The organism is Pseudomonas sp. C8002 (assembly GCF_013385765.1).
In the GTDB taxonomy this organism is placed as follows: domain Bacteria; phylum Pseudomonadota; class Gammaproteobacteria; order Pseudomonadales; family Pseudomonadaceae; genus Aquipseudomonas.
The window spans coordinates 55,245-81,507 of record NZ_JACAPJ010000010.1 but is presented as its reverse complement, the minus strand read 5'-3'; the positions used below and the strand labels follow the sequence as shown (position 1 = coordinate 81,507).

The following is a 26,263-nucleotide window of genomic DNA, read 5'->3' as shown; positions in this document are numbered from 1 at the left end:
GGCGGCTGTTTCAGCCCTTGAGTTTCTCGGCAATCCAGATGGTATGCCGCGTGCCCTTGTTGCCATGGGCAAACACTTGCACTTCCTCGGCCTTGAAGCCGGCCTTGCGCAGTTTGTCGCTGAACTGCTTGTCGGCGCTGGCCGACCATACCGCCAGCACGCCCTTGGGCCGTAGCGCCTTGGCGCAGGCGCTTAGGCCACCGGCGGAATACAGCCAGCTGTTGGCTTTTTGCGTCAGGCCTTCGGGGCCGTTGTCGACGTCCAGCATGATCGCGTCAAACCCCTGGGGCTCGGCCTGCAGCACCTTGGCCACGTCTTCCATACGGATCACGGTGCGCGGGTCCAGCAGCGGGCGGCCGGACTTTTCCCCCAGAGGGCCACGATTCCACTCGACCACGCCGGGCACCAGCTCGGCAACCACCACTTCGGCAGTCTTGCCCAAATGCTTGAGCGCTGCCGCCAGGGTGAAGCCCATGCCCAGGCCGCCAATCAACACCCTGGAGCCGGGCCGACCGGCGACTTTGCGGCACGGAATCTCCGCCAGCGCATCCTCGGAACCGTGCATGCGCGTGTTCATCAACTGGCCACCGTCACCGCCCTGAATCTTGATGACAAAATCCTCACCGTACTCGAACAGGCACAAGGCACCGCCGTTGTCGGGGATCGGGGTGGTGTCCAGCAGAACGAAACGTTTCATGGAAATCTCATTGGGAAGGGCATTCTTGCGCGGTTGGGAGTAGCCTTACGACTTTACGGTCAGGCCATGGAGCCATCGATGAAGTGCAGCATTCTAACGGTCATTGTGTGGAGCGCGCTCGCCCTTGGCGGTGTGGCCCAGGCTCAGGAGTCGCAAACCGTGCCGATTACCCCCGCGCCCACGGCGGGTTCACCGGGTACTGCAACGCCCACGCCTTACCCGCAAGTCACGCCACCGGCAACGCCAAAGGCGGCCGGCAGCGGTGAGCCATTGTTGGCGCCGATCGTGCTGCCCGCGCCGCCGAAGGACCAGACGATCCCCGGCTTGCAGCAAAACGACATCAAGCCCAAGACCCCAGGCGGCTAAAACTGCTGGGACAGCAATTGCCCGTCCGCCATGCGCAGGCGCCTGGACAGGGCGATAGCAATTGCACGAATGATCTTGGCCGCGATTTTCGGTGCCTCGTTGAGCATTTTTTCCAGGGAATCCTTGCCCAGGTTCAACAGCACGCAATCGCTGGCTGCCACACAGCTGGCGGACCGGCGCTCGCCATCCAGCACGGCCATCTCGCCGAAGGCCCGGCCACTGCGCAAGGTGGCGATGTTCAGCCGCTGGCCTTCATGGTTGGTCTTCTGCACCGCCACCTGGCCTGAGTGGATGATGCACATGAAGGTGCCGGCGTCGCCCTCGAGGAATATCACTTCATCACGGGCGATGGTGCTGATATTGAAATAGCCCGCCGCTACGTGGAAGTCTTCCGGCAGCAACGGGTCGAAGAGGCCGCAATCCATCAGCATGTCGCGGATTTCGTTATTGAGTAAGGTCGGTTCTGGCATGAGGCTTACAGTCTTTGTCCATAAATCGTGCAGGGCGCGCCCGGCGGTCAGGTGTTCAGACCCGCCCGCCAAGCGGAGTTCCTTAAATCAGCCCCAGCGCCTTGAAAACAAATGCATATTCGAGTGCTACGTCACGTAATCCCTGGTAACGACCACTCATGCCGCCGTGGCCGGCGCCCAGCTCGGTCTTGAGCAGCAACAGGTTGTCGTCGGTCCTGGTGTCGCGCAGCCTGGCCACCCACTTCGCCGCTTCCCAATACTGCACGCGGCTGTCGTTGTAGCCGGCGATCACCAGCGTCGCCGGGTAGGCCTGGGCGCTGACGTTTTCGTACGGTGCGTACGCCTTGATCCGCTCATACACCTCGGGCTCCTGCGGGTTGCCCCATTCGTCGTACTCGGTGATGGTCAGCGGCAACTCGGGGTCGAGCATGGTGTTGAGCACATCGACGAACGGCACTTCGGCAATCGCCGCCTGGAACAGCTCCGGGCGTTGATTGAGCACCGCGCCGATCAACAGGCCACCGGCGCTGCCGCCGCTGATGGCCAGTTGCCTGGAGGTGGTCAGGCCCTGGGCGATCAAGTGTTCGGCGCACGCGATAAAGTCGCTGAAGGTGTTTTGCTTGTGCTCCTGCTTGCCGCCGCGATACCAGGCCTCACCCAGTTCGCCGCCGCCGCGTACATGGGCAATGGCGAAGGCCACGCCACGGTCCAGCAGGCTCAGGCGGGCGTGGGAGAACCACGGGTCGAGGCTGTGGCCGTAGGCGCCGTAGCCGTACAGATACAGGGGCGTCGGCTTACCCAACTGATCGCGTCGGACGACAAGACTGATCGGCACCTGAGTGCCATCGGCCGACGTTGCCCACAGGCGTTGGCTGACGTAGTCGTCGGCGTTGAACACGCCCAGCACCGGGGTTTCCTTGAGCACTTGTTGTGCGCCGCCGGCCAGTTCCAGCTGACGAACCTGGGCCGGGCGGTTCAGCGCCTCATAGCGCAGGCGGATCTTGTCGCTGGCAAATTCCAGGCTGTTTTGCACATAGAGGCTGTAGGCTGCGTCCGGTAACTCCACGCGATAAGCGGCTTGCCCCTGTGGGTGCACTTCGATGATCGGCAGGCCGCCGATCCGCAGGCTCAGGGTCATGGCCCGGGCATTGAGGCTTACGCCATCGAGCATTACCGCGTCGTCGTGGGGGATCAGGTTCAGCCAGTCGTCCTGGGTCGGCACACTGCCGGTGTCGGCCGCCTGGAACAGCGCAAAGTTGATGCCGTCACGGTTGCTGCGGATAAACCAGGTCCACTGGTCGTCCAGCTTGCCGTGGTCGACGTCATATTCATGGCCTTCGACCCGTGGCGCCATGCAGGTAAACGCCTGCTGCGGCTTTTCGGCGTCCAGGGCCCAGATCTCGCTGGTGGTCTTGCTGCCCAGGGCCAGCAGCAACTGACGCTCGGAGCTGGAGCGGTAGCAGTGCAGGAAGAAACGTCCGTCAGGCTCGTGGAACACTTCTTCGGCGGCAGTGCCGTCCAGGCGATAGCGATACAGCTTGTGCGGGCGATGGGTGTCGTCCAGTTCGGTGAAGAACAGGGTCAGGCTGTCGTTGGCCCAGGTCATGCTGCCATCGCAGTCTTCAAACTCCAGTTCGCTGACCTTGCCGGTGGCCAATTCCTTCACGTAGAGGGTGTAGATCTCTTCGCCGCTGGTATCCAGGCTGTAGGCCAGGCGCTGGTGGTCCGGGCTGATGCTGAAGGCGCCGAGGGAGAAAAAGCCGCCATTGGCCAGTACGTTCGGGTCCAGCAGCAGCTCTTCCGCGCTTTCGTCGACCTGTTGGCTGTCGTCCGCCGGGCGCGGGCAGCGGTAGTGGCGGGCGTATTCGTCGCCGGCGGTGGTGCGGGTGTAATACAGGTACGGGCCCCAGGGCGAGGGCAGGGACAGGTCGGTTTCGAGAATGCGGCCCTTGATCTCCTCGAACAGGGTCTCGCGCAGCGCCTGCTGGTCGGACAATTGTGCTTCTTGCCAGGCATTTTCCGCCTTGAGGTAATCGAGCACCTCGGCGCTGTCACGCGCTTGCAACCAGGCATACGGGTCGGTGCCTGGGGCCTTGCGGGCGATCGGGGCGGCAGTGATGTGGGTCGATGGGGGCATGGATCACTCTCTGTCTGGCGGTTGGCCGACGGCATTGCAGCCTCGGCACTGAAAAGCCGTTATCATAGCGGCCTGTTTGCCTACCTTGCCATGGACACCATGACCGAGAACGACTATCTGATCGCTTGGGGCCTCTACGCCTTCGCAGCCCTGGGTTGCCTGTTGGTGTGGTTTGCCATGACCCGCTGGATGTGGCGCTGGCTGCGCGAGCCACTGCGGTTGCTGGTGGCGGTGCTGCTGTTCAGCCCGACCATCGTCGATCCGGTGAAGACCCAGTTCGCCCCGGCCGTGGCCATCACCGCCCTGGACCTGGTGCTCAAGGTCGGCAACAACGCCTGGCGGGCGATTTCCGATCTGTTCATGTATTGCATGATCGCGTTCGGCGTGTACCTGGTGTTCGTGCTGATCCGCTGGCCCATCGAGCGTGCCGCCAGGGTTCGTCGTGAGCAGAAGGCCGCCGCTGCGGCAGCCGCTGCCGCCGAGCCGGAGGATGACGACGAACCCTTCGCCGATGAGCGTTACGGTCGCCCGGCACCTGTCAGCGGTATGCGGGTCGAACCGCGCCTTTAACGTTGTATGCCCTGTATCGAGAAGCCTGGCATGTGTGAATTATTGGGCATGAGTGCCAACGTACCGACCGATATCGTCTTCAGCTTCACCGGGCTGATGCAGCGCGGCGGACGTACCGGGCCCCACCGGGACGGTTGGGGCATCGCCTTCTACGAGGGCCGTGGCCTGCGGTTGTTCCAGGACCCGGCGGCCAGCAGCGAATCGGAAGTCGCGCTGCTGGTGCAGCGTTATCCCATCAAGAGTGAAGTGGTGATTGGCCATATCCGCCAGGCCAATGTGGGCAAGGTGTGCCTGTCCAATACCCATCCGTTCGTCCGTGAACTGTGGGGCCGTAACTGGTGCTTTGCGCATAACGGTCAACTGGCGGACTTCAACCCCCGCGCCACGTTCTACCGCCCGGTGGGCGATACCGACAGCGAAGCGGCGTTCTGCGATTTGCTCAACCGAGTCCGTGAAGCGTTCCCGGAACCGGTGGACATCGAACAGGTGCTGCCGGACCTGATCGCCGCCTGCAGCGAATACCGCAGCAAGGGCGTGTTCAACTGCCTGCTCAGCGACGGTGACTGGCTGTTCTGCTATTGCTCGACCAAACTGGCACAGATCACCCGGCGTGCGCCATTTGGCCCCGCACGGTTGAAAGATGTCGACGTGATCGTCGATTTTCAGGCCGAAACCACCCCCAATGACGTGGTGACGGTGATTGCCACCGAACCCCTGACCGAAAACGAGACCTGGACCCGCTACGAACCGGGCCAGTGGAGCCTGTGGCGACGCGGCGAATGTGTCAGCCAAGGTAAAACGGAATAAGGACGTCGAATATGTTGCTCAGCTATTTGCGACTGGTGTTGTTTGCCGTGGGTCTGTTAGTCGGTGTGCAGGTGCCGGGGTTTATCAGCGACTACGCCAAGCGCGTCGAAGCCCACTTGATCGAAGCCCAGACCGGCTTGCGCGGCTTCGATGCCACGGCGCAACAGTTCTTCAACGGTGACTTGCAGGCGCTGGTGGCCCATTACCGTGCCAGTGACGACCCGGTGTTTCGCAGCGATGCCAACAGCCTGGGCACCTTGCTCGACCGCCAGGTAGCGCTGGATAAGCAGTTCCAGGCGATGCAGGGCCCGTGGTACATCCGCGCGCTGCAAGTGGCGGTGGCCGCCGACCCGGCGATTCGCCAGGAAACCTGGAACGGCTACAGCTACATGCTGTTGCTGACCCCGGAAGCCATGGGCTGGGGCCTGGGCGGGGCGATGCTGTTGTCGTTCGGCATCGAGTGCCTGTTCCGCCTGATCGACTGGGTGGTGTTGGGCGGCAAGCGCCTGCGCCAGAGCCGACCGATTGAAGAGCGGGACCTCAAGGGGCTTTAAAGGCTGACGCGGTCAAATTGTGGGAGCGAGCAAGCCCGCTCCCACAGTTTTAAATCGGTTCCTTCAGTGGCATGGGTTTGCTCAACACCATCAAGTCCTCGCCCACCTTCTGCGCATACTGCTGCACCACGCTCTGGCACAGCGCCACAATCTCCTCCACCAACTCCACGCCCACTCGCCACGACACCACCACCTGCAGGTTCGGCGGCCGTTGTTCCATGGGCAGCATGGTCAATTCACCTCGTGCCAGCTCTTCACTGACCAATACGGGCGGGAACGCACCAATCCCGAACCCGTCCCGCAGCAGGCGGGTGATCGCTGACACCGAGTTCACACAGTTCATCCGTGGGGCGGATACGCCGTTAGCCTGCATCAGGCTGAGCACGTCCTGGTGCGGACAGGAGTTTTTCGAGTAGGTGATGATGCGCTCCTGGGCCAGTTCGGCGAGGGACGCGTAGTCGCGGTTGTAGATCGAGTGGCTGGCGACGATCCAGCCCATGGGGTGGCTGGCCAGTTCCAGGCTGCGCAAGGTTTCCTGGCGCAGCAGGTCGGTTTGCAGGATCAGGTCGAGAAAGCCTTTTTGCAACTGATCGCTGAGGTTCAGCGCGGTATCGGCGACCAACTCGATTTCTACCCGCGGAAAGTTGTCCGTCAGTTCTGCCACCAGCGCGCTCAGCCAAGTGTGAATCACCGTGTCCATCACTCCGATGCGGATACGCCCGACCTTGCTGCTGGTGGTTTCCAGGGACTGCTTGAGCCCTTGCATGGTCGCCATCATCTGCTCGGCATAATCGAGCACCTTCAAGCCTTCCGGCGTCAGGCTCACACCTCGGGAATCGCGCAGGAACAGCTTCACCCCCAACTCGCTTTCCAGCACGGCGATGCGGCTGGAGATCGAGGCCTGGGTAGTGAACAGCTTCTCTGCCGTGAGGCGAAAGCTCTTGAGCTTGGCCACCCAGACGAAGGTTTCGAGGAACTTCAAATTCATGGGATCAACTTTTCTTATGCATGGATTGTTTTTTATTAGTTGGACGCAGCGTGCCGCAACCGCCAAAAATCGAGCTGTCTCACGATAAGCGTCGTTGGGGCTCGGGACAACATCGTTGCGAGATCTTGGTAAAAGATCCCACACTACAAAAAAATAAAGCCTACAGGAGCCCTACCGTGAGCCGCCTGCTATTGAACTGCGACATCGGCGAAAGCTTTGGCAACTGGACCTTGGGTCTGGACGCCGAAGTCATGCCGTTCATTGATTGCGCCAACGTAGCCTGCGGTTTCCACGCCGGCGACCCGAGCATCATGCGCAAGACCGTCAGCCTGGCCTTCGAGCATGGCGTGCAGGTGGGCGCGCACCCGGCGTACCAGGACCTGCAGGGTTTCGGCCGCCGCTCCATGGCCTACACCCCGCAGGAAATCCAGGACCTGTTGCACTACCAGGTCGGCGCCCTCGACGGTATTTGCCGGGCCCAGGGCGGACGGGTCAGCTACGTCAAACCCCATGGCGCGATGTACAACGACATGATGGCCAAGCCTGCGCAATTGCGAGCGGTGATCCAGGCCGTCGCGGCCTACGACGCCAGCCTGCCATTGATGCTGATGGCCACCCGTGACAACAGCGCCGCCCAGGCCTTGGGTGACGAATATGGCGTGACCCTGTGGTTCGAAGCCTTTGCCGACCGTGCCTACGACAGCGCCGGCCATCTGGTCTCCCGCCAGTTGCCGGGCGCGGTGCATCATGACCCGGAAAAGATCATCCAGCAGGCCTTGATCATCGCCCGGGGAGAACAGTTGGTCGCCAGTGATGGCAGTCCGTTGCACCTGCAAGCCAATACCTTGTGCGTGCATGGCGATAACACCAGCTCAGTGGCTGCCGTGCAGCGCATCCGCGAGGCGTTGACCCCAGCATGAAGCCACGGATTGAAGTGGTGGCCATCGACTGCCTGATGGTGCGCCTGTTTGAGGTGATCGCCGAAGACAACATGCCCTGGATGCTCGCCGCCACCCGCCGTTTGCGCGAAGGTTTTGGCCCGGCGCTGGTGGACCTGGTGCCGTCCTACACGACCCTGATGGTGCACTACGACCTGCTGGCGCTGGACCCTGGCCAGGCACGGGCGTTGATCGACCAGGCGCTCAAGGAATTGCAGCCCGAACCCAAGGGCAGCGGGCGATGCCATGTGTTGCCGGTCTGGTATGACCTGAGTGTCGGCCCGGAGTTGGCGTTGCTGGCGCAGCGCAGTGGCCTGGCAGTGGAGGAGGTGATTCGCCGTCACAGCCAGCATGAGTACCAGGTATTCGCCTTGGGCTTCGCCCCGGGGTTTGCCTTTATGGGGCTGGTGGATGAACAGCTCGCGACACCGCGGCTCAACACCCCGCGCAAGCGGGTGGCGGCGGGCAGCGTGGGCATCGCCGAGCGGCAGACGGCGGCTTATCCGGTGGTCTCGCCAGGTGGCTGGAACCTGATCGGTCGCACACCGGCCAAGTTGTTTGACCGCGAACGCGACGGCTACAGTCTTATGCAGCCGGGGGACACCGTGCGTTACGAAGCGGTCAGCCATCGCGAATTCATCAACCTGGGCGGCGATGACACGCCGTTGGAGGCGCAGGCATGAGCCGCTTGTTGATCGAGGCCAGCACCCCGCTCTGCTTGTTGCAGGACGCTGGACGTTTTGGCGTAAGGCACTTGGGCGTGACCCAGGGCGGCGCGCTGGATTGGGTGTCGATGTCGTGGGCCAATTGGTTGCTGGGCAATGCCCTGGATGCGCCGGTGGTGGAAATCACCTTGGGTGGCTTCACTGTGCAGGCCGAGGCCTATTGCCTGCTGGCGCTGGCCGGGGCGGACTTGGGCGCGTATGTCGACGAGCGCGCGATCAGCCCGGGGCGCAGCTTTATTCTGCAAAAGGGCCAGCGCTTGCGTTTTACCCAGCCATTCAGCGGTGCGCGGGCTTACCTGGCAGCGCCGGGCGGGTTTGATGCGCCGCAGGTGCTGGGCAGCTGCGCCACGGTGGGCCGTGAAGAACTGGGCGGGCTGGATGGCTTTGGCCGGTCACTGGCCGAAGGTGCGCAATTGACCTATTCGGGCGTGGGCGGTGCGATGCAGGTGTTGTCCGCCGGGCAATTGCCGAAGCTGGATTCCAAGGCGCCACTGGAGGTGATCCTCGGGGCGCAGATCGGTCAGTTTGGCGGGCAGAGTCTGTTTGATGTGTTCAACAGCGAGTGGACCCTCGACAGCCGTGCCGACCGCATGGGCATGCGCTTGCTTGGCATGCCGCTGGAGTATCAGGGGCCGTCGCTGATCTCGGAAGGCATCCCGCTGGGGGCGATCCAGGTGCCGCCGGACGGGCAGCCGATTGTGTTGCTCAATGACCGGCAGACCATTGGCGGCTACCCACGATTGGGCGCGTTGACGCCATTGGCGTTGGCGCGGCTGGCGCAGTGCTTGCCGGGGGAGAAGGTGAGGTTGGCGCCGGTGGTGCAGGAGACGGCGCATCGCCAGCAAGTGGAGTATTTGCAGTACCTTGCCAGAAACTAAAGACCGCCGCAGGACAAAATGTGGGAGCGGGCTTGCTCGCGAAGGCGGTGTATCAGCCAATATATTCGGTGACTGACACTGCGCTTTCGCGAGCAAGCCCGCTCCCACATTTGATCGTGGTTGTCTGGGAAACAACTTACTTCGACAAAAAGCGCATCCCTTCCTCAAGCCCGCGCAACGTCAACGGAAACATCTGGTCTTCGATCAAATCCCGGACAATCCCGGTGGACGCCGTATAGCCCCAGGTATCTTTCGGGTACGGATTAATCCAGATCAGCTTCTTGTACTTCTCCATGAACCGCTGCATCCACACATACCCGGGCTCTTCATTCCAGTGCTCGACGCTGCCGCCGGCCTGGGTGATTTCATACGGCGCCATGGCCGCATCGCCGATAAAGATGACTTTGTAGTCGGCACCGTACTTGTGCAGCAAATCCTGGGTCGAGGTGCGTTCCGAGCCCCGGCGCATGTTGTTCTTCCACACCGATTCATAAATGAAGTTGTGGAAGTAGAAATACTCCAGGTGCTTGAACTCGGTCTTGCACGCCGAGAACAACTCTTCGCAAGTCTTCACATGGGCATCCATCGAGCCGCCGATGTCGAACAGCAGCAACAGCTTGATGGTGTTGCGCCGCTCCGGGCGCATCTGGATATTCAGCAGCCCGGCATCGCGGGCCGTATGGTCGATGGTGCCGTCAATGTCGAGCTCTTCCGCCGCACCCTGGCGTGCGAACTTGCGCAGGCGGCGCAGGGCGATCTTGATGTTGCGCGTGCCCAGTTCCACCGAATCATCGAGGTTCTTGTACTCGCGCTGGTCCCAGACCTTGACCGCCTTGCCCTGGCGCTTGCCGGCATCCCCCACGCGAATGCCTTCGGGGTTGAAGCCGCCGGAGCCGAAGGGGCTGGTACCGCCGGTGCCGATCCACTTGTTGCCGCCGGCGTGGCGTTCCTTCTGTTCTTCCAGACGTTTCTTGAATTCTTCGATGAGCTTGTCGAGCCCGCCGAGGGACTGGATCTGTGCGCGCTCTTCGTCGGTCAGCGAGCGTTCGAATTCCTTGCGCAGCCAGTCTTCGGGGATCAGCGCCTGCAGGTGATCGTCGAGTTTTTCCAGGCCGTTGAAGTAGGCGCCGAAGGCCCGGTCGAACTTGTCGAAATGCCGTTCGTCCTTCACCAGGATCGCCCGGGCCAGGTAGTAGAACTCGTCCATGTCGGCGAAGGTCACGCGCTGTTTCAGCGCGTTGATCAGGTCCAGCAGCTCACGCACCGACACCGGCACCTTGGCTGCACGCATTTCATTGAACAGGTTGAGCAGCATGGCAATTGCCCTTATCGGTTACCGCGACGGCTCATGAACGCCAGGCGTTCCAGCAACTGCACGTCCTGCTCGTTCTTCACCAGGGCACCGGCCAGGGGCGGGATGGCCTTGGTGGGGTCGCGCTCGCGCAGCACCGCTTCGCCGATGTTGTCGGCCATCAGCAGTTTCAGCCAGTCCACCAGTTCGGAGGTGGACGGTTTTTTCTTCAGGCCCGGTACTTTGCGCACGTCAAAGAATACGTCGAGGGCTTCGCTGACCAGGTCTTTCTTGATGTCCGGGTAGTGCACGTCGACGATCTTTTGCAGGGTGGTGCGGTCCGGGAAGGCGATGTAGTGGAAGAAGCAGCGGCGCAGGAACGCGTCCGGCAGCTCTTTTTCGTTGTTGGAGGTAATGATGATGATCGGGCGCTTCTTGGCCTTGATGGTCTCGTCGATTTCGTAGACGTAGAACTCCATCTTGTCGAGTTCTTGCAGCAGGTCGTTGGGGAACTCGATGTCGGCCTTGTCGATTTCGTCGATCAGCAGGATGACCCGCTCCTCGGACTCGAAGGCTTCCCAGAGCTTGCCCTTTTTCAGGTAGTTGCGTACGTCGTGCACCTTGTCCACGCCCAGTTGCGAGTCTCGCAGGCGGCTCACCGCGTCGTACTCGTACAGGCCCTGGTGCGCCTTGGTGGTGGACTTGATGTGCCAGGTGATCAGCTTGGCGCCAAAGGATTCGGCCAGTTGCTCGGCGAGCATGGTCTTGCCGGTGCCCGGTTCGCCCTTGACCAGCAGTGGCCGCTCCAAGGTGATGGCGGCGTTGACGGCCAGTTTCAGGTCATCGGTGGCAACGTAGGCCTGGGTGCCTTCGAACTTCATCTATCAATCCTCGAACGTGACGCCGAACGGTGCAGGACCGAAGCGGGCGAGTAATCAGCTTGGCCCGACTATACCGCGCAGCCCCGGCGACTGTGAACGCAGACGGGCTATTCAGTCTCTGAATGGGCAGTCACGTTGAAGATCAATCTGTCGAGGGCTTGGGTTGTTCATAGCGGGCGTTGAAGGCCTGGACAAAACCATTGCGCAAAATCTGCAAAAACGCCTGGAACGCGCTGATATCTTGCTGGTGCACGTTGCCGCTGAGCTCCACGCGGGTGGCGAACTGGTTTTTCTGCTGGTTCTTCAGCACGGTTTCGCTGACGCCAACCACCGCTTCCCAGATCGACCGGAAGATGCCCTTGTCCTTGTTCTCGACATCCTGCTGCCAGTTGAACACTTCGACATTGCGCAGCAAAGGCTTGATGTAGCCGGTCAACTGGCCTTTTTCGGCCTGGGCTTCCACCACCAGGTCGCCGGTGCCGGCATTGAAGTCGAACTTGCCGTAGGCCGAGGCGAAGTCATTCATGCGCTTGAGTTCGATATCCCGGGCCCGGAAGCGGAATTCGAAGTTTTCGAAATTGCTCAAGGGGTCGAACGTGGCGGTGGCTTCCAGCGGTGCCTGGCCCAGGAACAGCGCCTTGCCGTCGAAGCGCGCGTCGCGCTGGCCTTTGACATCCACCACGTTGGTCAGGTTGTAGAAGCTGGCGTTGACCTGGGTCGCGTACATATTGACCGGCGGTTTCGAACTGAAGTTATGGAACGCGATCTTGCCGTCGTTGATGCGCACCTCATTGAGGGTGATCGGCAACAGTTTGCTCAGTTGGGCCCGCCAGTCGGTGCCCTGACCGGTCTGGGACGCCTGTTTGTTGGTGCCGCCGTCGACGAAGTTCAGCTCCGGCTTGATGAACTGTGCCTCGGCCACCACTGCGTGGTCGTACCACAGCGAATGCCAGCTGACTGACAGGTCGATCACCGGCGCCTTGACGAACGGTACCGGCACCTTGCCGTCGACCTTGACGATCTGCAGGCCGTTGATCCGATAGGCGCCGCGCCACAGTGCGAGGTCGACATCGGTGACCTGGCCGCGGTAATCGCCCATGTCGGCGAGTTTGTCATTCAGGTAATTGCGCACCAGATAGGGCAGGGCGATATCCAGGACGACCAGCAGTACCACGACCCCGACGAGGGTCCAGAGCGGCCAACTGTAGCGACGTTTCATAGGAAAATTCTCCATCCGTGTAGGCGATTGACTGCTGGCGCCGCCGGACGTTCGCTTGACTGGACGCCTTGCAACACGAGGCATACCCTTGGGGCCTTCCTGAAATTGCCTTAAGGACCCGTCATGAGCCGCATTTTTGCAGACAACGCGCACTCCATCGGTAACACGCCCCTGGTTCAGATCAACCGTATCGCGCCGCGTGGCGTGACTATCCTGGCCAAGATCGAAGGGCGTAACCCTGGGTATTCGGTGAAGTGCCGGATTGGCGCAAACATGATCTGGGACGCCGAAGGCAGCGGCAAACTCAAGCCGGGCATGACCATTGTCGAGCCGACTTCCGGTAACACCGGGATCGGCCTGGCATTTGTTGCCGCCGCCCGTGGTTACAAGCTGTTGCTGACCATGCCCGCCTCCATGAGCATCGAGCGCCGCAAGGTGCTCAAGGCCCTCGGCGCCGAACTGGTGTTGACCGAGCCGGCCAAGGGCATGAAGGGCGCGATTGAAAAAGCCGGCGAAATCCTTGCCAGCGACCCGGCCAAGTACTTTATGCCGGCCCAGTTCGAAAACCCGGCCAACCCGGCGATCCACGAGAAAACCACCGGTCCGGAAATCTGGAATGACACTGATGGCGCAGTGGACGTGCTGGTAGCGGGCGTGGGCACTGGCGGCACCATCACCGGGGTGTCGCGCTATATCAAGAACATCCAGGGCAAGCCGATCCTGTCGGTGGCGGTCGAGCCGATCAGTTCGCCGGTGATTACCCAGGCGCTGGCCGGTGAAGAGATCAAGCCCAGCCCCCACAAGATCCAGGGTATCGGCGCCGGTTTTGTGCCGAAGAACCTCGACCTGTCGATGGTCGACCGGGTCGAACTGGTCAGCGACGAAGAATCCAAGGCCATGGCGTTGCGCCTGATGCAGGAGGAGGGGATTCTGTGTGGTATCTCCTGCGGCGCGGCGATGGCCGTGGCGGTGCGACTGGCGGAGAAGCCGGAAATGCAGGGCAAGACCATCGTCGTGGTGCTGCCGGACTCCGGTGAACGCTACCTGTCGAGCATGCTGTTCGCCGATTTGTTCACCGATCAGGAAAACCAGGCTTGATTCAAATCAGCGCGATGGCGTGGCCCTTATGCATAATTGGCCCGTTATCGCGCACCGCTAGATGCTGATTGTTGGAGTGCGCGGGTTTTTCCCGAGGCCCGGAGTGTTTATCATGGCCGGCTGCTACGTCTGGTTTCCCCTTAACGGGAGGCTAATGGCCAGACGCCTATTTCCAGGAGTTGCTGCATGACCTTTTCTTTGGCCGCCAAACTGTCGGTGTTGCTGCTGTTTATCGGCAGCACGCTGTATGTGCATTTGCGTGGCAAGGCCCGTTTGCCGATGTTGCGTCAGTTCGTCAACCATTCAGCGCTGTTCGCCCCGTACAACGCCTTGATGTACATCTTCTCCGCCGTGCCGTCCAAGCCGTACCTGGACCGCAGCAAGTTCCCGGAGCTGGACGTGCTCAAGGACAACTGGGAAGTGATTCGCGAAGAGGCCATGCACCTGTTCGACGAGGGCTACATCCGCGCCGCGGAGAAGAACAACGACGCCGGTTTCGGCTCGTTCTTCAAGAAGGGCTGGAAGCGTTTCTACCTCAAGTGGTACGACAAACCGTTGCCGTCGGCTGAACTGCTGTGCCCGAAAACCGTGGCCCTGGTCAGCAGCATTCCCAACGTCAAGGGCGCGATGTTCGCCCTGTTGCCAGGTGGCAGCCACCTCAACCCGCATCGCGACCCGTTTGCCGGTTCCCTGCGTTATCACCTGGGGCTGTCCACGCCGAACTCCGACGACTGCCGTATTTTCGTCGACGGCCAGGTGTACGCCTGGCGCGACGGTGAAGACGTAATGTTCGACGAGACCTACGTGCACTGGGTGAAGAACGAAACCGAGCACACCCGGGTGATCCTGTTCTGCGACATCGAACGCCCGCTGAGCAGCCGCCTGATGACCCGCATCAACCGTTGGGTCAGCGCGCAACTGGGGCGCGCCACCGCGCCGCAGAACCTGGATGACGAACGCGTTGGCGGGATCAACCAGGCGTATGCCTGGAGCAAGCGCTTCAGCGACAGCTTCAGTGGCGTGGTCAAGCAGTGGAAGCGCAAGCATCCGAAGGCTTATCGCATCCTGCGGCCAGTGCTGGCGGTGGTGGTGCTGACGGCGCTGGGGTATTGGTTGTTTGGTTAAGACTTTTGCAGGCTGGAAAAACCGCTCCGATGAGCGGTTTTTTTATGCGCCGGATTTGTGCGGGCGAAGTTATTGCAAAGCATGTCCCCAGCTGGTTATAGTCGGCCGCAGGTGTTTTCAGACACCTTGTTCATCCCTTCATAAAAGATCAGCACATGCCAGCTTCCCTGCGCATAGCGGTAGTCGATTCAGCGGTCAACGCTGCGGTCGTGCCGTGCGGGAGCCAGCAGCCTGCGCAGATCAGTCACTACCCCCCACCTGTCAGTAGCACGCCGGTGTACGCAGTCGTATCACCGCCGGGTGTTGGCATTTCGGGCTGATCAGCTGATGGCTGTTCCCCTGTGCCCGCCTGAAAAAACCTACTGAATTTCAGCTGTTGCTGAGTTGGCTTTTTGCCTGATCACAGGTGGTATCCATGTCTGTTCTTTCGAAACAATCCGTGGCCGCGGCGGCCTCGACGAGCCTGTTTGTCTTGCTGTGGAGCAGCGGGGCGATTTTCTCCAAATGGGGCCTGGCCCACGCTTCACCCTTTGCGTTTCTGCTGATCCGTTTCGCCATCGCCCTGGCGGGGTTGGTGATACTGGTACCGATCCTCAAGCTGAAGTTGCCGCGTCCCGGCAGGCCGATGCTTTACGCGGCGGCTACCGGGCTGGTGCTGTTGGGGGCCTACCAGATTTTCTATCTGCTGGCCCTGGACCTCAAAGTCACGCCCGGCATGATGGCAACCATCATGGGCGTGCAGCCGATCCTGACCGTGGTGTTGATGGAGCGCCGGCGCTCCTGGAGCCGGATGTTCGGCCTCGCGCTGGGATTGGCGGGGTTGATCATGGTGGTGTACCAGGGCATCGGGATGTCCGGCATGTCCCTGGCAGGCATGCTTTTTGGCCTGTTGGCCCTGTCCAGCATGACCTTTGGTTCGATCATGCAGAAGCGCATCACCGATAACCCGTTGGGCACGTTGCCTGTGCAATACCTGGCCGGCTTGCTGTTGTGCTCGGTGTTTGTGCCGTTCCAGCCGTTCCACTTTGAACACAACACCGGCTTTTTCGTGCCGGTGCTGTGGATGGGGCTGGTGGTGTCGTTGCTGGCGACGCTGTTGCTGTACCGGCTGATTGCCCGGGGCAACCTGGTGAATGTCACCAGCTTGTTCTACCTGGTGCCCGCGGTGACGGCGGTGATGGACTACCTGATCTTCGGCAACAAGCTGGCAATGTTGAGCTTGCTGGGGATGGGCTTGATCATCGTCGGATTGGCTTTCGTGTTCCGTAAGGGCTGATAAACCCAATGCTGTAGGAGCCAAAAAGCTCCTACAGCTTGCGGGCCAATTTCCCCGGCCGAAGCACCAGCCACAACGCCCCCGCAATCAATAACCCGCCATACAGATGCGCCATGGACAACGGCTCATCCAGCAGCAACGCGCCCCACAACACCCCGAATGGCGGAATCATGAAGGTCACGGTCATCGACTTCACCGGGCCGATGGACGTCAGCAAGCGGAAGTACAGGATGTAGGCAAACGCCGTGCATACCAGCCCCAACCCCAGCAGCGACAACCATACAGGCCAGCCACCCCAGCTGACCGGTGGATGGCTGATGGCACTCCAGGCAAACAGCGGCAGCAGGAACAGCGTGGCCCCGAGCATGCTGCCCAGAGCCGCCAGGCGACTGTCCAGCCCGCCCTGTTGATCGAGCCAGCGGCGTGCCAAAAAGCCGGCAAAGCCATAGCAGGTGGTCGCCAACAGGCATGCCAGCGCACCCATCAACAATTCCATGTCGAAGGCCACCGGCCCGGCGCGGGTCAGGATGCCAACGCCGAACAGGCCCAGGCATACCCCGGCGATTTTCGATGGCGTGAGGCGCTCACTGAAGAACAACCCGCCAATCAGCACGCCCATCAGTGGCGTCGTGGCATTGAAGATCGCCGAGTAACCGGCCGGCAGCACTTGGGCCGCCACTGAATACATGGTCGCGGGAATGCCCGAGTTGATCACCCCGAGCAACAGGACTGTCTTGAACTTGCCCTGGAAATCCCAACTCACCCGCATCATGGCGAGGATCACCAGCAGGCCGGTGGCAGCAATCGACACCCGGAAAAACGCGGTAGGAAGGGTGCCGATTTCCGGCGCGATAATTCGCATGAACAAAAAACTCGCGCCCCAGATAGCGGCCAGCACCAACAGGTGCAGGGTGTCGACAGGTCTCACGGAGGAACTCCAGTTTGATAAGGGCGGAAGTGTTGCCCACCGACCTGTCTGACACAATCGCTAATACATGTTTTACAGCACGAAACGCGTCACCAAGCCATTGAGGTCCACCGCCAGCCGCGACAGTTCCTGGCTGGCCGCCGAGGTCTGGGTGGCACCGGCGGCGGTTTGCGTCGACAGGTCCCGGATGTTCACCAGGCTGCGGTCCACCTCACGAGCCACCAACGCTTGCTGCTCGGCGGCGCTGGCGATCACCAGGTTGCGCTGGCTGATCTGCGAGATCGCCGCCGTGATTTTCTCCAGTGCACTGCCGGCGCTGTTGGCTCGCTGCAAGGTCTGGCCGGCGTGTTCGGCGCTGCTGTTCAGGGCGCCGACGGTGTCCTGGGTACCTTGCTGGATACCGTTGATCATCTGCTCGATTTCTTCGGTGGAGTCCTGGGTGCGTTGTGCCAGGGAGCGCACTTCGTCAGCCACCACGGCAAAACCACGACCGGCCTCGCCCGCGCGGGCCGCCTCAATCGCCGCGTTGAGTGCCAGCAGGTTGGTCTGCCCGGCAATCCCGCGAATCACTTCAAGCACCTTGCTGATGTCCTGGGCCTGTGCCGCCAGGCCCTCGGCCTTGGTCGAGGCACCGAGGACTTCGTCCACCAGGTTCTGGATCGAGCTGATGGTTTCGCTGATCTGGTAGTGACCGTGCTTGCTGTCTTCGTCGGAGGCCTTGGAGGCTTCGGCGCTGGAAACCGCATTGCCCGCCACTTCATCGACTGCCGCGCTCATCTGCGTCACGGCGGTGGCAGCCTGTTCGATCTCGTCGTTCTGCGCTTGCAGGCCGCGGGTGCTCTGCTCCATTACCGAACTCATCTCTTCCGCCGCCGAGGCCAACTGCTGCGACGATTCGCTGATGCCACGGATGGTTTCCTGCAGGTTGGCCTGCATGGTGGCCAGCGCGGTGAGCAGTTGCGCCGGCTCATCCTTGCCCTCCACGACGATCGGCCGGCTCAGATCGCCGGAGGCGATGGTGCGGGCCACTGTCAGTGCCTGGCCAATGGGCGCGGTGATGCTGCGGGTCAGCAGCCAGGCCAGCAACAAGGTGGCCAGCAGGGCGGTGATGATGATCAGGCCTACGATCCATTGGGCGCTGTAGTACATCTGCGCCGCTGACTCTGCGGCTTCCTGGACGCCTTTCTGGTTGAAGGTGATCAGGTCTTCCAGGCTCTTGTTGAGCACCAGGCCCTGGGGCGCGAGGCGGCTGTTGAGCAGGTCCATGGCCTGCTGCTGTTGATCCTGGTCCACCAGCTGAATCATCTGGCCCATGATGCTCATGTACGTCGATACGGTACTTTTCAGCTGGTTGAGCATCTCGGCGTCCTGCTCGTTGACCACCAGTGTTTCGTATTGCTTGAAGCTTTCCTGCAGGTCTGCCTGTTCCTTGCTGATCAGGCTCTTGCTGTTGTCGCGCACCCTGGATTCGTCGGTGGTCAACAGGCGCAGTGCTTCCAGGCGGATGCTGGCGATAAAGGCCGCGCTGTCGTGGACCGTCTCGATGCTCGGCATCCAGGAATCCTCAATCACGGTGGCGCTTTCCCGCAGCTTGGCCATTTGCCCCAAGCCAAACAGACCCACCACTACCAGCAAGCCGGCCAGTACCGCAAAGCTCAGACTGGCGCGCAGGCCGATCCCCATATTCCTCAATGACATCTCAATGCTCCTTTGGCGGTTAGAACCTGTTCCCGGATCGGTCTTCTGACCTTGTTAGGTGGGAGAGGGCGCGCTATATAGCAAAGTGCCACTATCTAGGGTAGTCAGGGTTTCCCTTACGTTGGATCCAATGGTCGAGAAGCCACCAGTAACGGAGCAGTAGAGCAAAGACTCTTATTTACCCCGGCTCGCACAGGCAGGCCACGTCACACAAGGCCTGTAGATGAAACGTTTAATGCGGGGAGGGTGACGCGCGGGTTTTTTGTTGACCAGTTAGTCGAATTAAATAAAGAGTAAATAAATGTACGAAATGAACAATCTTGTACAAGTCTGAATGAAAAATGATCCTTCTCCTGTTCCCGCACACTGGCTAAGCTCAGCTCACTCCAAATGCCCGCAGAGGTTTCCCGAATGCCGCAGCCAACGCCCGCCCTCGACATTGCGCAGATGATCCTCGACGGCTTCGACGACTACCGCGAGCACTTCCGCCAGATCACCGACGGCGCCCGGGAGCGTTTTGAAAAGGCGCAGTGGCAGCAAGGGCAGGCGGCATCGGCTGCGCGCATCAATCTTTACGAAGAGAAGGTCAGCGAAGTCACGGCGCGGCTGCGGGCGGCTTTCGATGAAGCCGTGTTGCTCGACATTGCCGACTGGCCGCTGGTGAAAAGTGCCTACATCAGCCTGATCGACCTGCGGTTTGACGATGAGCTGTCCGAGACCTGGTACAACTCGACGTTTTGCGGGCTGTTCAGCCATGACCTGATCAGCGACGGCTGCATGTTCATCCATACCACCCGGCCCAGCCTGCGCCGCGCCCGGGCGGCGCAAACCCGCACCTACAAGCCGGGCGGCAAGCTGGCGGGCATGCTGGAGCAGATTTTCGCCGACTACAGTTTCAGCGAACCCTACGCCGACTTGCCCGCCGACTTGCGCCGCCTGGAGGCGCAATTGCGCGAAAACCTGCCGGACTGGGTGTGCAAGGACCCGGACCTCAACGTCGAACTGTTTTCCTCGGTGCTGTACCGCAACAAAGGCGCGTACCTCGTCGGACGCATCTACACCCGCGACGAACAGTGGCCGCTGGTGATCCCGCTGCTGCATCGGGAAGGGCGCGGCATCCAGATCGACGCGCTGATCACCGACGAGGCCGATGTGTCGATCATCTTCTCGTTCACCCGCTCCTATTTCATGGTGGACGTGCCGGTGCCGGCGGAGTTTATCGGCTTCCTCAAGCGCATCCTGCCGGGCAAGCACATCGCCGAGTTGTACACCTCCATCGGCTTCTACAAACACGGCAAATCCGAATTCTACCGGGCGCTGATCAACCACCTTGCCACCACCGATGACCAGTTCATCATGGCGCCGGGCGTGCGCGGCATGGTCATGAGCGTGTTTACCCTGCCGGGTTTCAACACCGTGTTCAAGATCATCAAGGACCGGTTTTCACCGTCGAAAAACGTCAACCGCGCCACCGTGATCGAGAAGTACCGGTTGGTGAAAAGTGTCGACCGGGTAGGGCGCATGGCCGACACCCAGGAGTTCGCCGACTTCCGTTTTCCGTTGAGCAAATTCGAACCTGAATGCCTGGCCGAACTGCTGGAAGTCGCCGCCGGTACCGTCGAAGTCGAAGGCGATACGGTACTGATCCGCCACTGCTGGACCGAGCGGCGCATGACCCCGCTGAACCTCTACCTGGAAAACGCCAACGAAGCCCAGGTGCGCGAAGCCCTGGAAGACTACGGCCTGGCGATCAAGCAACTGGCGGCGGCGAATATTTTCCCGGGCGACATGCTGCTGAAGAATTTTGGCGTCACCCGCCACGGTCGCGTGGTGTTCTACGACTACGACGAAATCTGTTTCCTGACCGAGGCCAACTTCCGCCACATTCCGGCGCCGCGTACCCCGGAAGATGAAATGGCCTCCGAGCCCTGGTATTCCATCGGTCCGCTGGACGTGTTCCCCGAGGAGTTCCCGCCATTCCTGTTTGCTGATTCCGGCCAGCGCCGCCTGTTCGACGAACTGCACGGCGAGTTGTACAACGCCGACTACTGGAAAGGCCTGCAAGAGGCGATTCGCGCCGGCAAGGTAATCGATGTGTTTCCTTACCGGCGCAAGGGCCTGGACAATGAATGAGGGGAGCGCGCGGCGGCGCTTTTCTGCGACAATCCGCCCCCTGCCTACATAGACGACCTTTGCGTACCTGATGACTGACCAAGCGCCCGCTATCGACCAACTGCTGAAAAACCTCGATCACGCCATGCTCGCCGACCGCCACCGCTTGCGGCGGCAGTTGCTTGAGCTGCGCAAGAAACCCGATGAGGAAAAACTTGCGCAGTGGGTGACGCGGATGCAGGCCTCCTGCGCCCAGGTGACGGCGCGGCGCGCCAGCCTGCCGGTGATTCGCTATGACGACAGCCTGCCGATCGCCGCCAAGCGTGACGAGATCAAGGAAGCGTTGCTCAAGCATCAGGTGCTGATCATTGCCGGTGAGACCGGTTCGGGTAAAACCACCCAGTTGCCGAAAATCTGCCTGGAAATCGGCCGCGGCCAATACGGCCTGATCGGCCACACCCAGCCGCGGCGGATTGCGGCGCGCAGCGTGGCGAGCCGGGTCGCGGAAGAGTTGGCAACGCCGCTGGGTTCCCTGGTGGGTTATCAGGTGCGGTTTGAAGACCAGAGTGATTCCAACACCCTGATCAAGCTGATGACCGACGGCATCCTGCTGGCCGAAACCCAGAACGACCGCTACCTCGAACGCTACGACACGATCATCGTCGACGAAGCCCACGAACGCAGCCTGAACATCGACTTCCTGCTGGGTTATCTGAAAACCCTGCTGCCGCGTCGCCCGGATCTCAAGGTCATCATCACCTCGGCCACCATCGACCTGGAGCGCTTTTCCAAGCACTTCGACGATGCGCCGATTGTCGAGGTGTCGGGCCGCACCTTCCCGGTGGAAACCTGGTACCGCCCGCTGACCCTGGAGCAGGACGAGGAGGGCAACCGCGTCGAGGACGACCTGACCGTCGACCAGGCGATTCTCGCCACCCTCGATGAGATCGCCGCCTTCGAGCGCAGCGAGCGCAAGAGCCCCGGCGATGTGCTGGTGTTCCTGCCCGGCGAGCGCGAGATTCGCGACGCCGCCGACATGCTGCGCAAGGCCCAGCTCAAGCACACTGAAATCCTGCCGCTGTATGCGCGCCTGTCGCCGGCGGAGCAGCAGCGGATCTTCCAGTCGCACCCGGGCCGGCGTGTGGTGCTGGCGACCAACGTCGCGGAAACCTCGCTGACCGTGCCAGGCATTCGTTATGTGATCGACAGCGGCACCGCGCGCATCAGCCGCTACAGCTACCGGGCCAAGGTGCAGCGACTGCCGATCGAGGCGATTTCCCAGGCCAGTGCCAACCAGCGTAAAGGCCGGTGCGGGCGGGTCGAACCCGGTATCTGCGTGCGCTTGTACAGCGAAGAGGATTTTATCGGGCGCCCGGAATTTACCGACCCCGAGATTCTTCGCACAAACCTCGCGGCCGTAATCCTGCAGATGCTGCACCTGCGCCTGGGCGAGATCACCGATTTCCCGTTTATCGAGCCGCCGGACGGCAAGGCCATCAGCGACGGTTTCAACCTGCTGCAAGAGTTGTCCGCCGTTGACCGCAACAGCCAGCTGACACCGATGGGCCGCCAGTTGGCGCGTCTGCCGGTGGACCCACGCATGGGCCGCATGTTGCTGGAGGCGGCCAAGCTTGGCAGCTTGCAGGAAGTGCTGATCGTCGCCAGCGCCATGTCGATCCAGGACCCGCGCGAGCGTCCGCCGGAGCGCCAGCAAGCCGCCGACCAGGCTCACGCACAATGGAAGGACGCGGATTCGGACTTCGCCGGGTTGGTGAACCTGTGGCGTGGTTTTGAAGAGCAGCGCCAGGAATTGACCGCCAGCCCGCTGCGCAATTGGTGCCGCAAGAATTTCCTGAACTACCTGCGCCTGCGGGAATGGCGTGACTCCCACCGCCAGTTGAGCCTGATCTGTCGCGACATGCAGTTGACCGTCAATAAAGAACCGGCGGACTTCCCCAAACTGCACAAGGCGGTGCTGTCCGGCCTGCTCAGCCAGATTGGCCAGAAGACCGAAGAGGGCGATTACCTCGGCGCGCGTCAGCGGCGTTTCTGGATTCACCCGTCGTCGGGTATTGGCAAGAAGCGTCCGCAATGGCTGATGACCGCCGAGCTGGTGGAAACCACCAAGCTGTACGCGCGGATGGTGGCCAAGATCGACGCCGACTGGATCGAGCCGTTGGCCGGGCACCTGATCAAGAAAAACCACTTCGAACCCCATTGGGAAAAGAAGCGCGGCCAGGTGGTGGCGTTTGAGCAGATCACCCTGTTCGGGTTGATCATCGTCGGGCGCCGGCCGGTGCATTACGGGCCGATTGATCCGGTGACGTCTCGCGAGCTGTTTATCCGCGAAGGCCTGGTGCGCGGCGAGATCCAGTCCCGGGCCCGCTGCCTGACGGCCAACCAGCAATTGCTGGAGCAGCTCGACGAACTGGAAGCCAAGGCCCGCCGGCGCGACATCCTGGCGGACGAAGAAACCCTGTACGCCTTCTACGACGCGCGCCTGCCGGCGGAGATTCACCAGACCGCGACCTTCGACAGTTGGTACAAGGTCAACAGCCAGAAAGACCCGCAGCTGTTGATCATGCGCGAAGAAGACGTGCTGGCCCGCGAGGCCAGCGAAGTCACCGCTGCCCATTACCCCGACACCTTGCACCTGGGCGACCTGGCGCTGGCCTTGAGTTATCACTTCGAACCCAACCATCCACGGGACGGTGTGACCCTGCGCGTACCGGCGCCGTTGTTGCCGGCCTTGCCGCCCGAGCGCCTGGAATGGCTGGTGCCGGGTGTGATCGAGGCCAAGTGCATTGCCCTGGTGCGCAACCTGCCCAAGGCCCTGCGCAAGAACTTCGTGCCGGTGCCGGATTTCGTCAAGGCGGCGTTGCAACGTATCGAGTTCGGCCAAGGCTCGTTGCCTCAGGCCTTGGGGCGTGAGCTGCTGCGCATGACCGGGGCACGGGTCAGCGATGAAGCCTGGGCCGAGGCTGCGCAGCAGGTGGAGAGCCACCTGAAGATGAACCTGGAAGTGGTCGACGGCCAGGGCAAGTTCCTCGGTGAAGGCCGCGACCTGGCCGAGTTGACCGCGCGTTTCGCCGAGGCCAGCCAAGCTGCGTTGGCGGTGCCGCAGACTGCGAAGAGCCAGCAGCCGGTGGAGGCCAAGGTGTTCGCGGCGGTGGCCGAGAAAACCCAGCAAAACATCGCCGGGCTTTCGATGACGGTGTATCCGGCCTTGGTCGAAGAAAACGGCACGGTCAAGGAAGGGCGTTTCTCTACCGCTGCCGAGGCTGAGTTCCAGCACCGTCGAGCCTTGCAGCGCCTGCTGCTGCAACAACTGGCCGAGCCGGCAAAGTTCCTGCGGGGCAAATTGCCGGGCCTGACCGAGTTGGGGTTGATGTACCGCGAGCTGGGGCGTATCGAAGCCCTGGTGGAAGACATTCTGTTGGCCAGCCTCGACAGTTGCGTGCTGGAAGGCGAAGCCAGCCTGCCGCGGGACGGCGCCGGCCTGGCCGCCCTGGCCGAGCGCAAGCGTGGCAGTTGGACCGAGCACGCCGAGCGCCAGGCGCGCTGGACCCTCGAAATTTTGAAACTGTGGCATGGCCTGCAAAAACGCTTCAAGGGCAAGATTGACCTGGCCCAGGCGGTGGCGCTGAATGATATCAAGCAGCAACTGAGCAATCTGGTGTACCCCGGTTTCGTACGGGAAACCCCGGCGCAATGGTTCAAGGAACTGCCGCGCTTCCTCAAGGCCATCGAGCTGCGCCTGGAGAAATTGCCAAGCCAGGTGCAGAAGGACCGGGTCTGGAGTACCGAGTTGGGCGGCTTGTGGAGCCAGTATCAGAACCGCCTGAACAAACACGCCCAGGAAGGTAAGCGCGACCCTCAGCTGGAGCTGTATCGCTGGTGGCTGGAGGAATACCGGGTATCGCTGTTTGCCCAGCAGTTGGGCACCAAGGTACCGATTTCCGACAAGCGCCTGAGCAAGCAATGGAGCCTGGTCGAAGCGTGACCGACGTGCGGCAAGCAACTGTGGCGAGCGAGCTTGCTCGCGCTGGGCTGCGAAGCAGCCCCATAAGGTCTCTCTGAAACACCCGGGTCACTTTATTGGGGCCGCTTCGCGACCCAGCGCGAGCAAGCTCGCTCGCCACAGGGAAGGTGTTTGCGCGGGATAGGCGCCAAGTGTCCGATGTTGTGGCAAACTTCGCGGTTATAAATGCCGGGATCGTCGAGTTGGGCTGGTGCAGCCGTGGCGCGATGGAATAAAGCGTTTCCAGTTTGAAGGCCGCTGGGCGGCATAAAACTACTTACGGTTTGGTACGACGGTACCAATACCCTTCTGCCTGAACAGATTTAGAGGAACGACCGTGCATAACGTCGTCATCAGCGGCACAGGCCTGTACACCCCGGCCAACAGCATCTCCAACGAAGAGCTGGTGCAGTCTTTCAATGCTTACGTGCAACAGTTCAACCTGGATAACGCCGCCGCCATTGAACGCGGTGACGTGGAGGCCCTGACCGAATCCAGCGCCGCCTTTATCGAGAAGGCCTCGGGCATCAAGAGCCGCTTTGTCATGGACAAGGCCGGCATTCTCGACCCGCAACGCATGGCGCCACGCCTGCCCGAGCGCTCCAACGACGAATGGTCGATCCTCTGCCAGATGGCCGTCAGTGCTGCCGAGCAAGCCTTGCACCGCGCCGGCAAGACCGCCGCCGATATCGACGGTGTGATCGTCGCCTGTTCCAACCTGCAGCGGGCGTACCCGGCGATTGCCATCGAAGTCCAGGAAGCGCTGGGTATCCAGGGTTTTGGCTTTGACATGAACGTGGCGTGTTCCTCGGCGACCTTCGGTATCCAGAACGCCGCCAACAGCATCCAGCTGGGCCAGGCGCGGGCGATCCTGATGGTCAACCCGGAGATCTGCACCGGCCACCTGAACTTCCGCGACCGCGACAGCCATTTCATCTTTGGCGATGCGGCCACCGCCGTGATCCTGGAGCGGGCCGACCTGGCCACTTCCGAGCATCAGTTCGACGTGGTGAGCACCAAGTTGCTGACCAAGTTCTCCAACAACATCCGCAATAACTTCGGCTTCCTCAACCGCGCGGCGGAAGAGGGGATTGGTGCCCCGGACAAGCTGTTCGTGCAGGAAGGCCGCAAGGTCTTCCGTGATGTCTGCCCGATGGTCGCCGAGTTGATCGGCAAGCACCTGTCGGAAAACCAGCTGAATGTTGGCGATGTGAAGCGTTTCTGGCTGCACCAGGCCAACCTCAGCATGAATCATCTGATCGTGAAGAAACTGCTGGGCCGCGAGGCTTCTGTGGAAGAGGCGCCGGTGATCCTCGATACTTACGCCAACACCAGTTCGGCGGGTTCGGTGATTGCGTTCCACACCTACCAGGACGACTTGCCCAAGGGCGCTGTGGCTGTGCTTAGCTCGTTTGGCGCAGGGTATTCGATTGGTAGCGTGATCCTGCGCAAACGCTGATCATGTTTTGAAATCGAGGTCTTGA

The 26,263-nt window shown here is 61.4% G+C and carries 22 protein-coding genes; 13 read left to right on the top strand and 9 right to left on the bottom strand.

All coding sequences use genetic code 11. The features are described 5' to 3' along the window. Positions 1-10: 10 nt before the first annotated feature. Complete coding sequence (locus HX814_RS16345) at positions 11-697, bottom strand: spermidine synthase (RefSeq protein WP_063032534.1); 687 nt, start codon at positions 695-697, stop codon at positions 11-13. Positions 698-775: 78 nt separating this feature from the next. Here HX814_RS16345 and HX814_RS16340 point away from each other — a divergent pair, with 78 nt between their 5' ends. Further along, positions 776-1,063, top strand: a complete 288-nt coding sequence (locus HX814_RS16340) for a hypothetical protein (protein WP_003210679.1) — start codon at positions 776-778, stop codon at positions 1,061-1,063. On the opposite strand, the gene HX814_RS16335 is transcribed toward HX814_RS16340, so the two are convergent. Next, positions 1,060-1,533: a cyclic nucleotide-binding domain-containing protein gene (locus tag HX814_RS16335; protein WP_177008938.1), complete on the bottom strand. Its 474-nt coding sequence runs from the start codon at positions 1,531-1,533 to the stop codon at positions 1,060-1,062. The genes HX814_RS16340 and HX814_RS16335 overlap by 4 nt on opposite strands. Positions 1,534-1,615: 82 nt before the next feature. Then, positions 1,616-3,670 (bottom strand): S9 family peptidase, encoded by a 2,055-nt coding sequence (locus HX814_RS16330; RefSeq protein WP_177008939.1) that lies wholly within the window; start codon positions 3,668-3,670, stop codon positions 1,616-1,618. A gap of 21 nt (positions 3,671-3,691) precedes the next feature. Here HX814_RS16330 and HX814_RS16325 point away from each other — a divergent pair, with 21 nt between their 5' ends. From HX814_RS16325 to HX814_RS16315, 3 genes are read left to right on the top strand one after another with little or no spacing between them, the layout of a single operon-like run. Further along, positions 3,692-4,240, top strand: coding sequence for a hypothetical protein (locus HX814_RS16325; protein WP_003210682.1), 549 nt, complete (start codon positions 3,692-3,694; stop codon positions 4,238-4,240). A 30-nt stretch (positions 4,241-4,270) separates the two neighbouring features. Beyond that, on the top strand, positions 4,271-5,047 hold the full coding sequence (locus tag HX814_RS16320) for a class II glutamine amidotransferase (RefSeq protein ID WP_003210683.1): 777 nt from the start codon (positions 4,271-4,273) through the stop codon (positions 5,045-5,047). An 11-nt stretch (positions 5,048-5,058) separates the two neighbouring features. Next, positions 5,059-5,601, top strand: coding sequence for a DUF2937 family protein (locus HX814_RS16315; protein WP_003210684.1), 543 nt, complete (start codon positions 5,059-5,061; stop codon positions 5,599-5,601). A gap of 49 nt (positions 5,602-5,650) precedes the next feature. Here HX814_RS16315 and HX814_RS16310 read toward each other — a convergent pair whose 3' ends face one another. Beyond that, positions 5,651-6,589, bottom strand: a complete 939-nt coding sequence (locus HX814_RS16310; RefSeq protein WP_008437943.1) for a LysR family transcriptional regulator — start codon at positions 6,587-6,589, stop codon at positions 5,651-5,653. 176 nt (positions 6,590-6,765) lie between these two features. Between HX814_RS16310 and HX814_RS16305 the strand changes: the two genes are divergently transcribed. The 3 genes from HX814_RS16305 to HX814_RS16295 are packed head-to-tail and all read left to right on the top strand — an operon-like array spanning position 6,766 to position 9,130. Next, complete coding sequence (locus HX814_RS16305; protein WP_102368327.1) at positions 6,766-7,509, top strand: 5-oxoprolinase subunit PxpA; 744 nt, start codon at positions 6,766-6,768, stop codon at positions 7,507-7,509. Then, a complete protein-coding gene (pxpB, locus tag HX814_RS16300) occupies positions 7,506-8,210 on the top strand; it encodes a 5-oxoprolinase subunit PxpB (RefSeq protein WP_003210687.1) in 705 nt (234 codons plus the stop codon). The genes HX814_RS16305 and pxpB overlap by 4 nt, the downstream gene beginning before the upstream one ends. Further along, positions 8,207-9,130, top strand: coding sequence for a biotin-dependent carboxyltransferase family protein (locus HX814_RS16295; RefSeq protein ID WP_177008940.1), 924 nt, complete (start codon positions 8,207-8,209; stop codon positions 9,128-9,130). Before pxpB ends, HX814_RS16295 begins: the two co-directional genes overlap by 4 nt. A 136-nt stretch (positions 9,131-9,266) precedes the next feature. On the opposite strand, the gene HX814_RS16290 is transcribed toward HX814_RS16295, so the two are convergent. The 3 genes from HX814_RS16290 to HX814_RS16280 form a co-directional block, all read right to left on the bottom strand. After that, entirely contained in the window at positions 9,267-10,445 is a 1,179-nt protein-coding gene (locus HX814_RS16290) for a VWA domain-containing protein (RefSeq protein WP_003210689.1), read from the bottom strand. A gap of 11 nt (positions 10,446-10,456) precedes the next feature. Continuing rightward, a complete protein-coding gene (locus tag HX814_RS16285; RefSeq protein WP_003210690.1) occupies positions 10,457-11,302 on the bottom strand; it encodes a MoxR family ATPase in 846 nt (281 codons plus the stop codon). Between the two features lie 142 nt (positions 11,303-11,444). Next, positions 11,445-12,521 (bottom strand): DUF748 domain-containing protein, encoded by a 1,077-nt coding sequence (locus HX814_RS16280; protein WP_134325912.1) that lies wholly within the window; start codon positions 12,519-12,521, stop codon positions 11,445-11,447. A 123-nt stretch (positions 12,522-12,644) separates the two neighbouring features. Here HX814_RS16280 and cysK point away from each other — a divergent pair, with 123 nt between their 5' ends. The 3 genes from cysK (at position 12,645) to HX814_RS16265 (ending at position 16,020) form a co-directional block, all read left to right on the top strand. Beyond that, a complete protein-coding gene (gene cysK / locus HX814_RS16275; protein WP_010176514.1) occupies positions 12,645-13,619 on the top strand; it encodes a cysteine synthase A in 975 nt (324 codons plus the stop codon). 186 nt (positions 13,620-13,805) lie between these two features. After that, on the top strand, positions 13,806-14,744 hold the full coding sequence (locus tag HX814_RS16270; RefSeq protein WP_017479171.1) for an aspartyl/asparaginyl beta-hydroxylase domain-containing protein: 939 nt from the start codon (positions 13,806-13,808) through the stop codon (positions 14,742-14,744). A gap of 415 nt (positions 14,745-15,159) precedes the next feature. Beyond that, positions 15,160-16,020 (top strand): DMT family transporter, encoded by an 861-nt coding sequence (locus HX814_RS16265; protein WP_177008941.1) that lies wholly within the window; start codon positions 15,160-15,162, stop codon positions 16,018-16,020. A 31-nt stretch (positions 16,021-16,051) separates the two neighbouring features. Here HX814_RS16265 and HX814_RS16260 read toward each other — a convergent pair whose 3' ends face one another. Both HX814_RS16260 and HX814_RS16255 read right to left on the bottom strand, forming a co-directional pair. Further along, on the bottom strand, positions 16,052-16,948 hold the full coding sequence (locus tag HX814_RS16260; RefSeq protein WP_003210695.1) for a DMT family transporter: 897 nt from the start codon (positions 16,946-16,948) through the stop codon (positions 16,052-16,054). 72 nt (positions 16,949-17,020) lie between these two features. Then, a complete protein-coding gene (locus tag HX814_RS16255; protein ID WP_003210696.1) occupies positions 17,021-18,631 on the bottom strand; it encodes a methyl-accepting chemotaxis protein in 1,611 nt (536 codons plus the stop codon). 426 nt (positions 18,632-19,057) lie between these two features. Between HX814_RS16255 and aceK the strand changes: the two genes are divergently transcribed. The 3 genes from aceK (at position 19,058) to HX814_RS16240 (ending at position 26,238) form a co-directional block, all read left to right on the top strand. Then, positions 19,058-20,779 (top strand): bifunctional isocitrate dehydrogenase kinase/phosphatase, encoded by a 1,722-nt coding sequence (aceK, locus tag HX814_RS16250; protein WP_102368332.1) that lies wholly within the window; start codon positions 19,058-19,060, stop codon positions 20,777-20,779. A 70-nt stretch (positions 20,780-20,849) separates the two neighbouring features. Then, the gene (gene hrpA, locus HX814_RS16245; RefSeq protein WP_177008942.1) at positions 20,850-24,761 is read left to right on the top strand and encodes an ATP-dependent RNA helicase HrpA; all 3,912 of its coding nucleotides are present in this window, start codon (positions 20,850-20,852) and stop codon (positions 24,759-24,761) included. A gap of 355 nt (positions 24,762-25,116) precedes the next feature. Further along, positions 25,117-26,238, top strand: a complete 1,122-nt coding sequence (locus HX814_RS16240) for a beta-ketoacyl-ACP synthase III (RefSeq protein WP_177008943.1) — start codon at positions 25,117-25,119, stop codon at positions 26,236-26,238. The last annotated feature ends 25 nt before the right edge of the window (positions 26,239-26,263 follow it).

Bases quoted from the DNA above. Each gene is read 5' to 3' on its own strand.
- HX814_RS16345 (WP_063032534.1), bottom strand. From the start codon at position 697: ATGAAACGTTTCGTTCTGCTGGACACCACCCCGATCCCCGACAACGGC.
- HX814_RS16340 (WP_003210679.1), top strand. From the start codon at position 776: ATGAAGTGCAGCATTCTAACGGTCATTGTGTGGAGCGCGCTCGCCCTT.
- HX814_RS16335 (WP_177008938.1), bottom strand. From the start codon at position 1,533: ATGCCAGAACCGACCTTACTCAATAACGAAATCCGCGACATGCTGATG.
- HX814_RS16330 (WP_177008939.1), bottom strand. From the start codon at position 3,670: ATGCCCCCATCGACCCACATCACTGCCGCCCCGATCGCCCGCAAGGCC.
- HX814_RS16320 (WP_003210683.1), top strand. From the start codon at position 4,271: ATGTGTGAATTATTGGGCATGAGTGCCAACGTACCGACCGATATCGTC.
- HX814_RS16315 (WP_003210684.1), top strand. From the start codon at position 5,059: ATGTTGCTCAGCTATTTGCGACTGGTGTTGTTTGCCGTGGGTCTGTTA.
- HX814_RS16310 (WP_008437943.1), bottom strand. From the start codon at position 6,589: ATGAATTTGAAGTTCCTCGAAACCTTCGTCTGGGTGGCCAAGCTCAAG.
- pxpB (WP_003210687.1), top strand. From the start codon at position 7,506: ATGAAGCCACGGATTGAAGTGGTGGCCATCGACTGCCTGATGGTGCGC.
- HX814_RS16295 (WP_177008940.1), top strand. From the start codon at position 8,207: ATGAGCCGCTTGTTGATCGAGGCCAGCACCCCGCTCTGCTTGTTGCAG.
- HX814_RS16290 (WP_003210689.1), bottom strand. From the start codon at position 10,445: ATGCTGCTCAACCTGTTCAATGAAATGCGTGCAGCCAAGGTGCCGGTG.
- HX814_RS16285 (WP_003210690.1), bottom strand. From the start codon at position 11,302: ATGAAGTTCGAAGGCACCCAGGCCTACGTTGCCACCGATGACCTGAAA.
- HX814_RS16280 (WP_134325912.1), bottom strand. From the start codon at position 12,521: ATGAAACGTCGCTACAGTTGGCCGCTCTGGACCCTCGTCGGGGTCGTG.
- cysK (WP_010176514.1), top strand. From the start codon at position 12,645: ATGAGCCGCATTTTTGCAGACAACGCGCACTCCATCGGTAACACGCCC.
- HX814_RS16270 (WP_017479171.1), top strand. From the start codon at position 13,806: ATGACCTTTTCTTTGGCCGCCAAACTGTCGGTGTTGCTGCTGTTTATC.
- HX814_RS16265 (WP_177008941.1), top strand. From the start codon at position 15,160: ATGTCTGTTCTTTCGAAACAATCCGTGGCCGCGGCGGCCTCGACGAGC.
- HX814_RS16255 (WP_003210696.1), bottom strand. From the start codon at position 18,631: ATGGGGATCGGCCTGCGCGCCAGTCTGAGCTTTGCGGTACTGGCCGGC.
- aceK (WP_102368332.1), top strand. From the start codon at position 19,058: ATGCCGCAGCCAACGCCCGCCCTCGACATTGCGCAGATGATCCTCGAC.
- hrpA (WP_177008942.1), top strand. From the start codon at position 20,850: ATGACTGACCAAGCGCCCGCTATCGACCAACTGCTGAAAAACCTCGAT.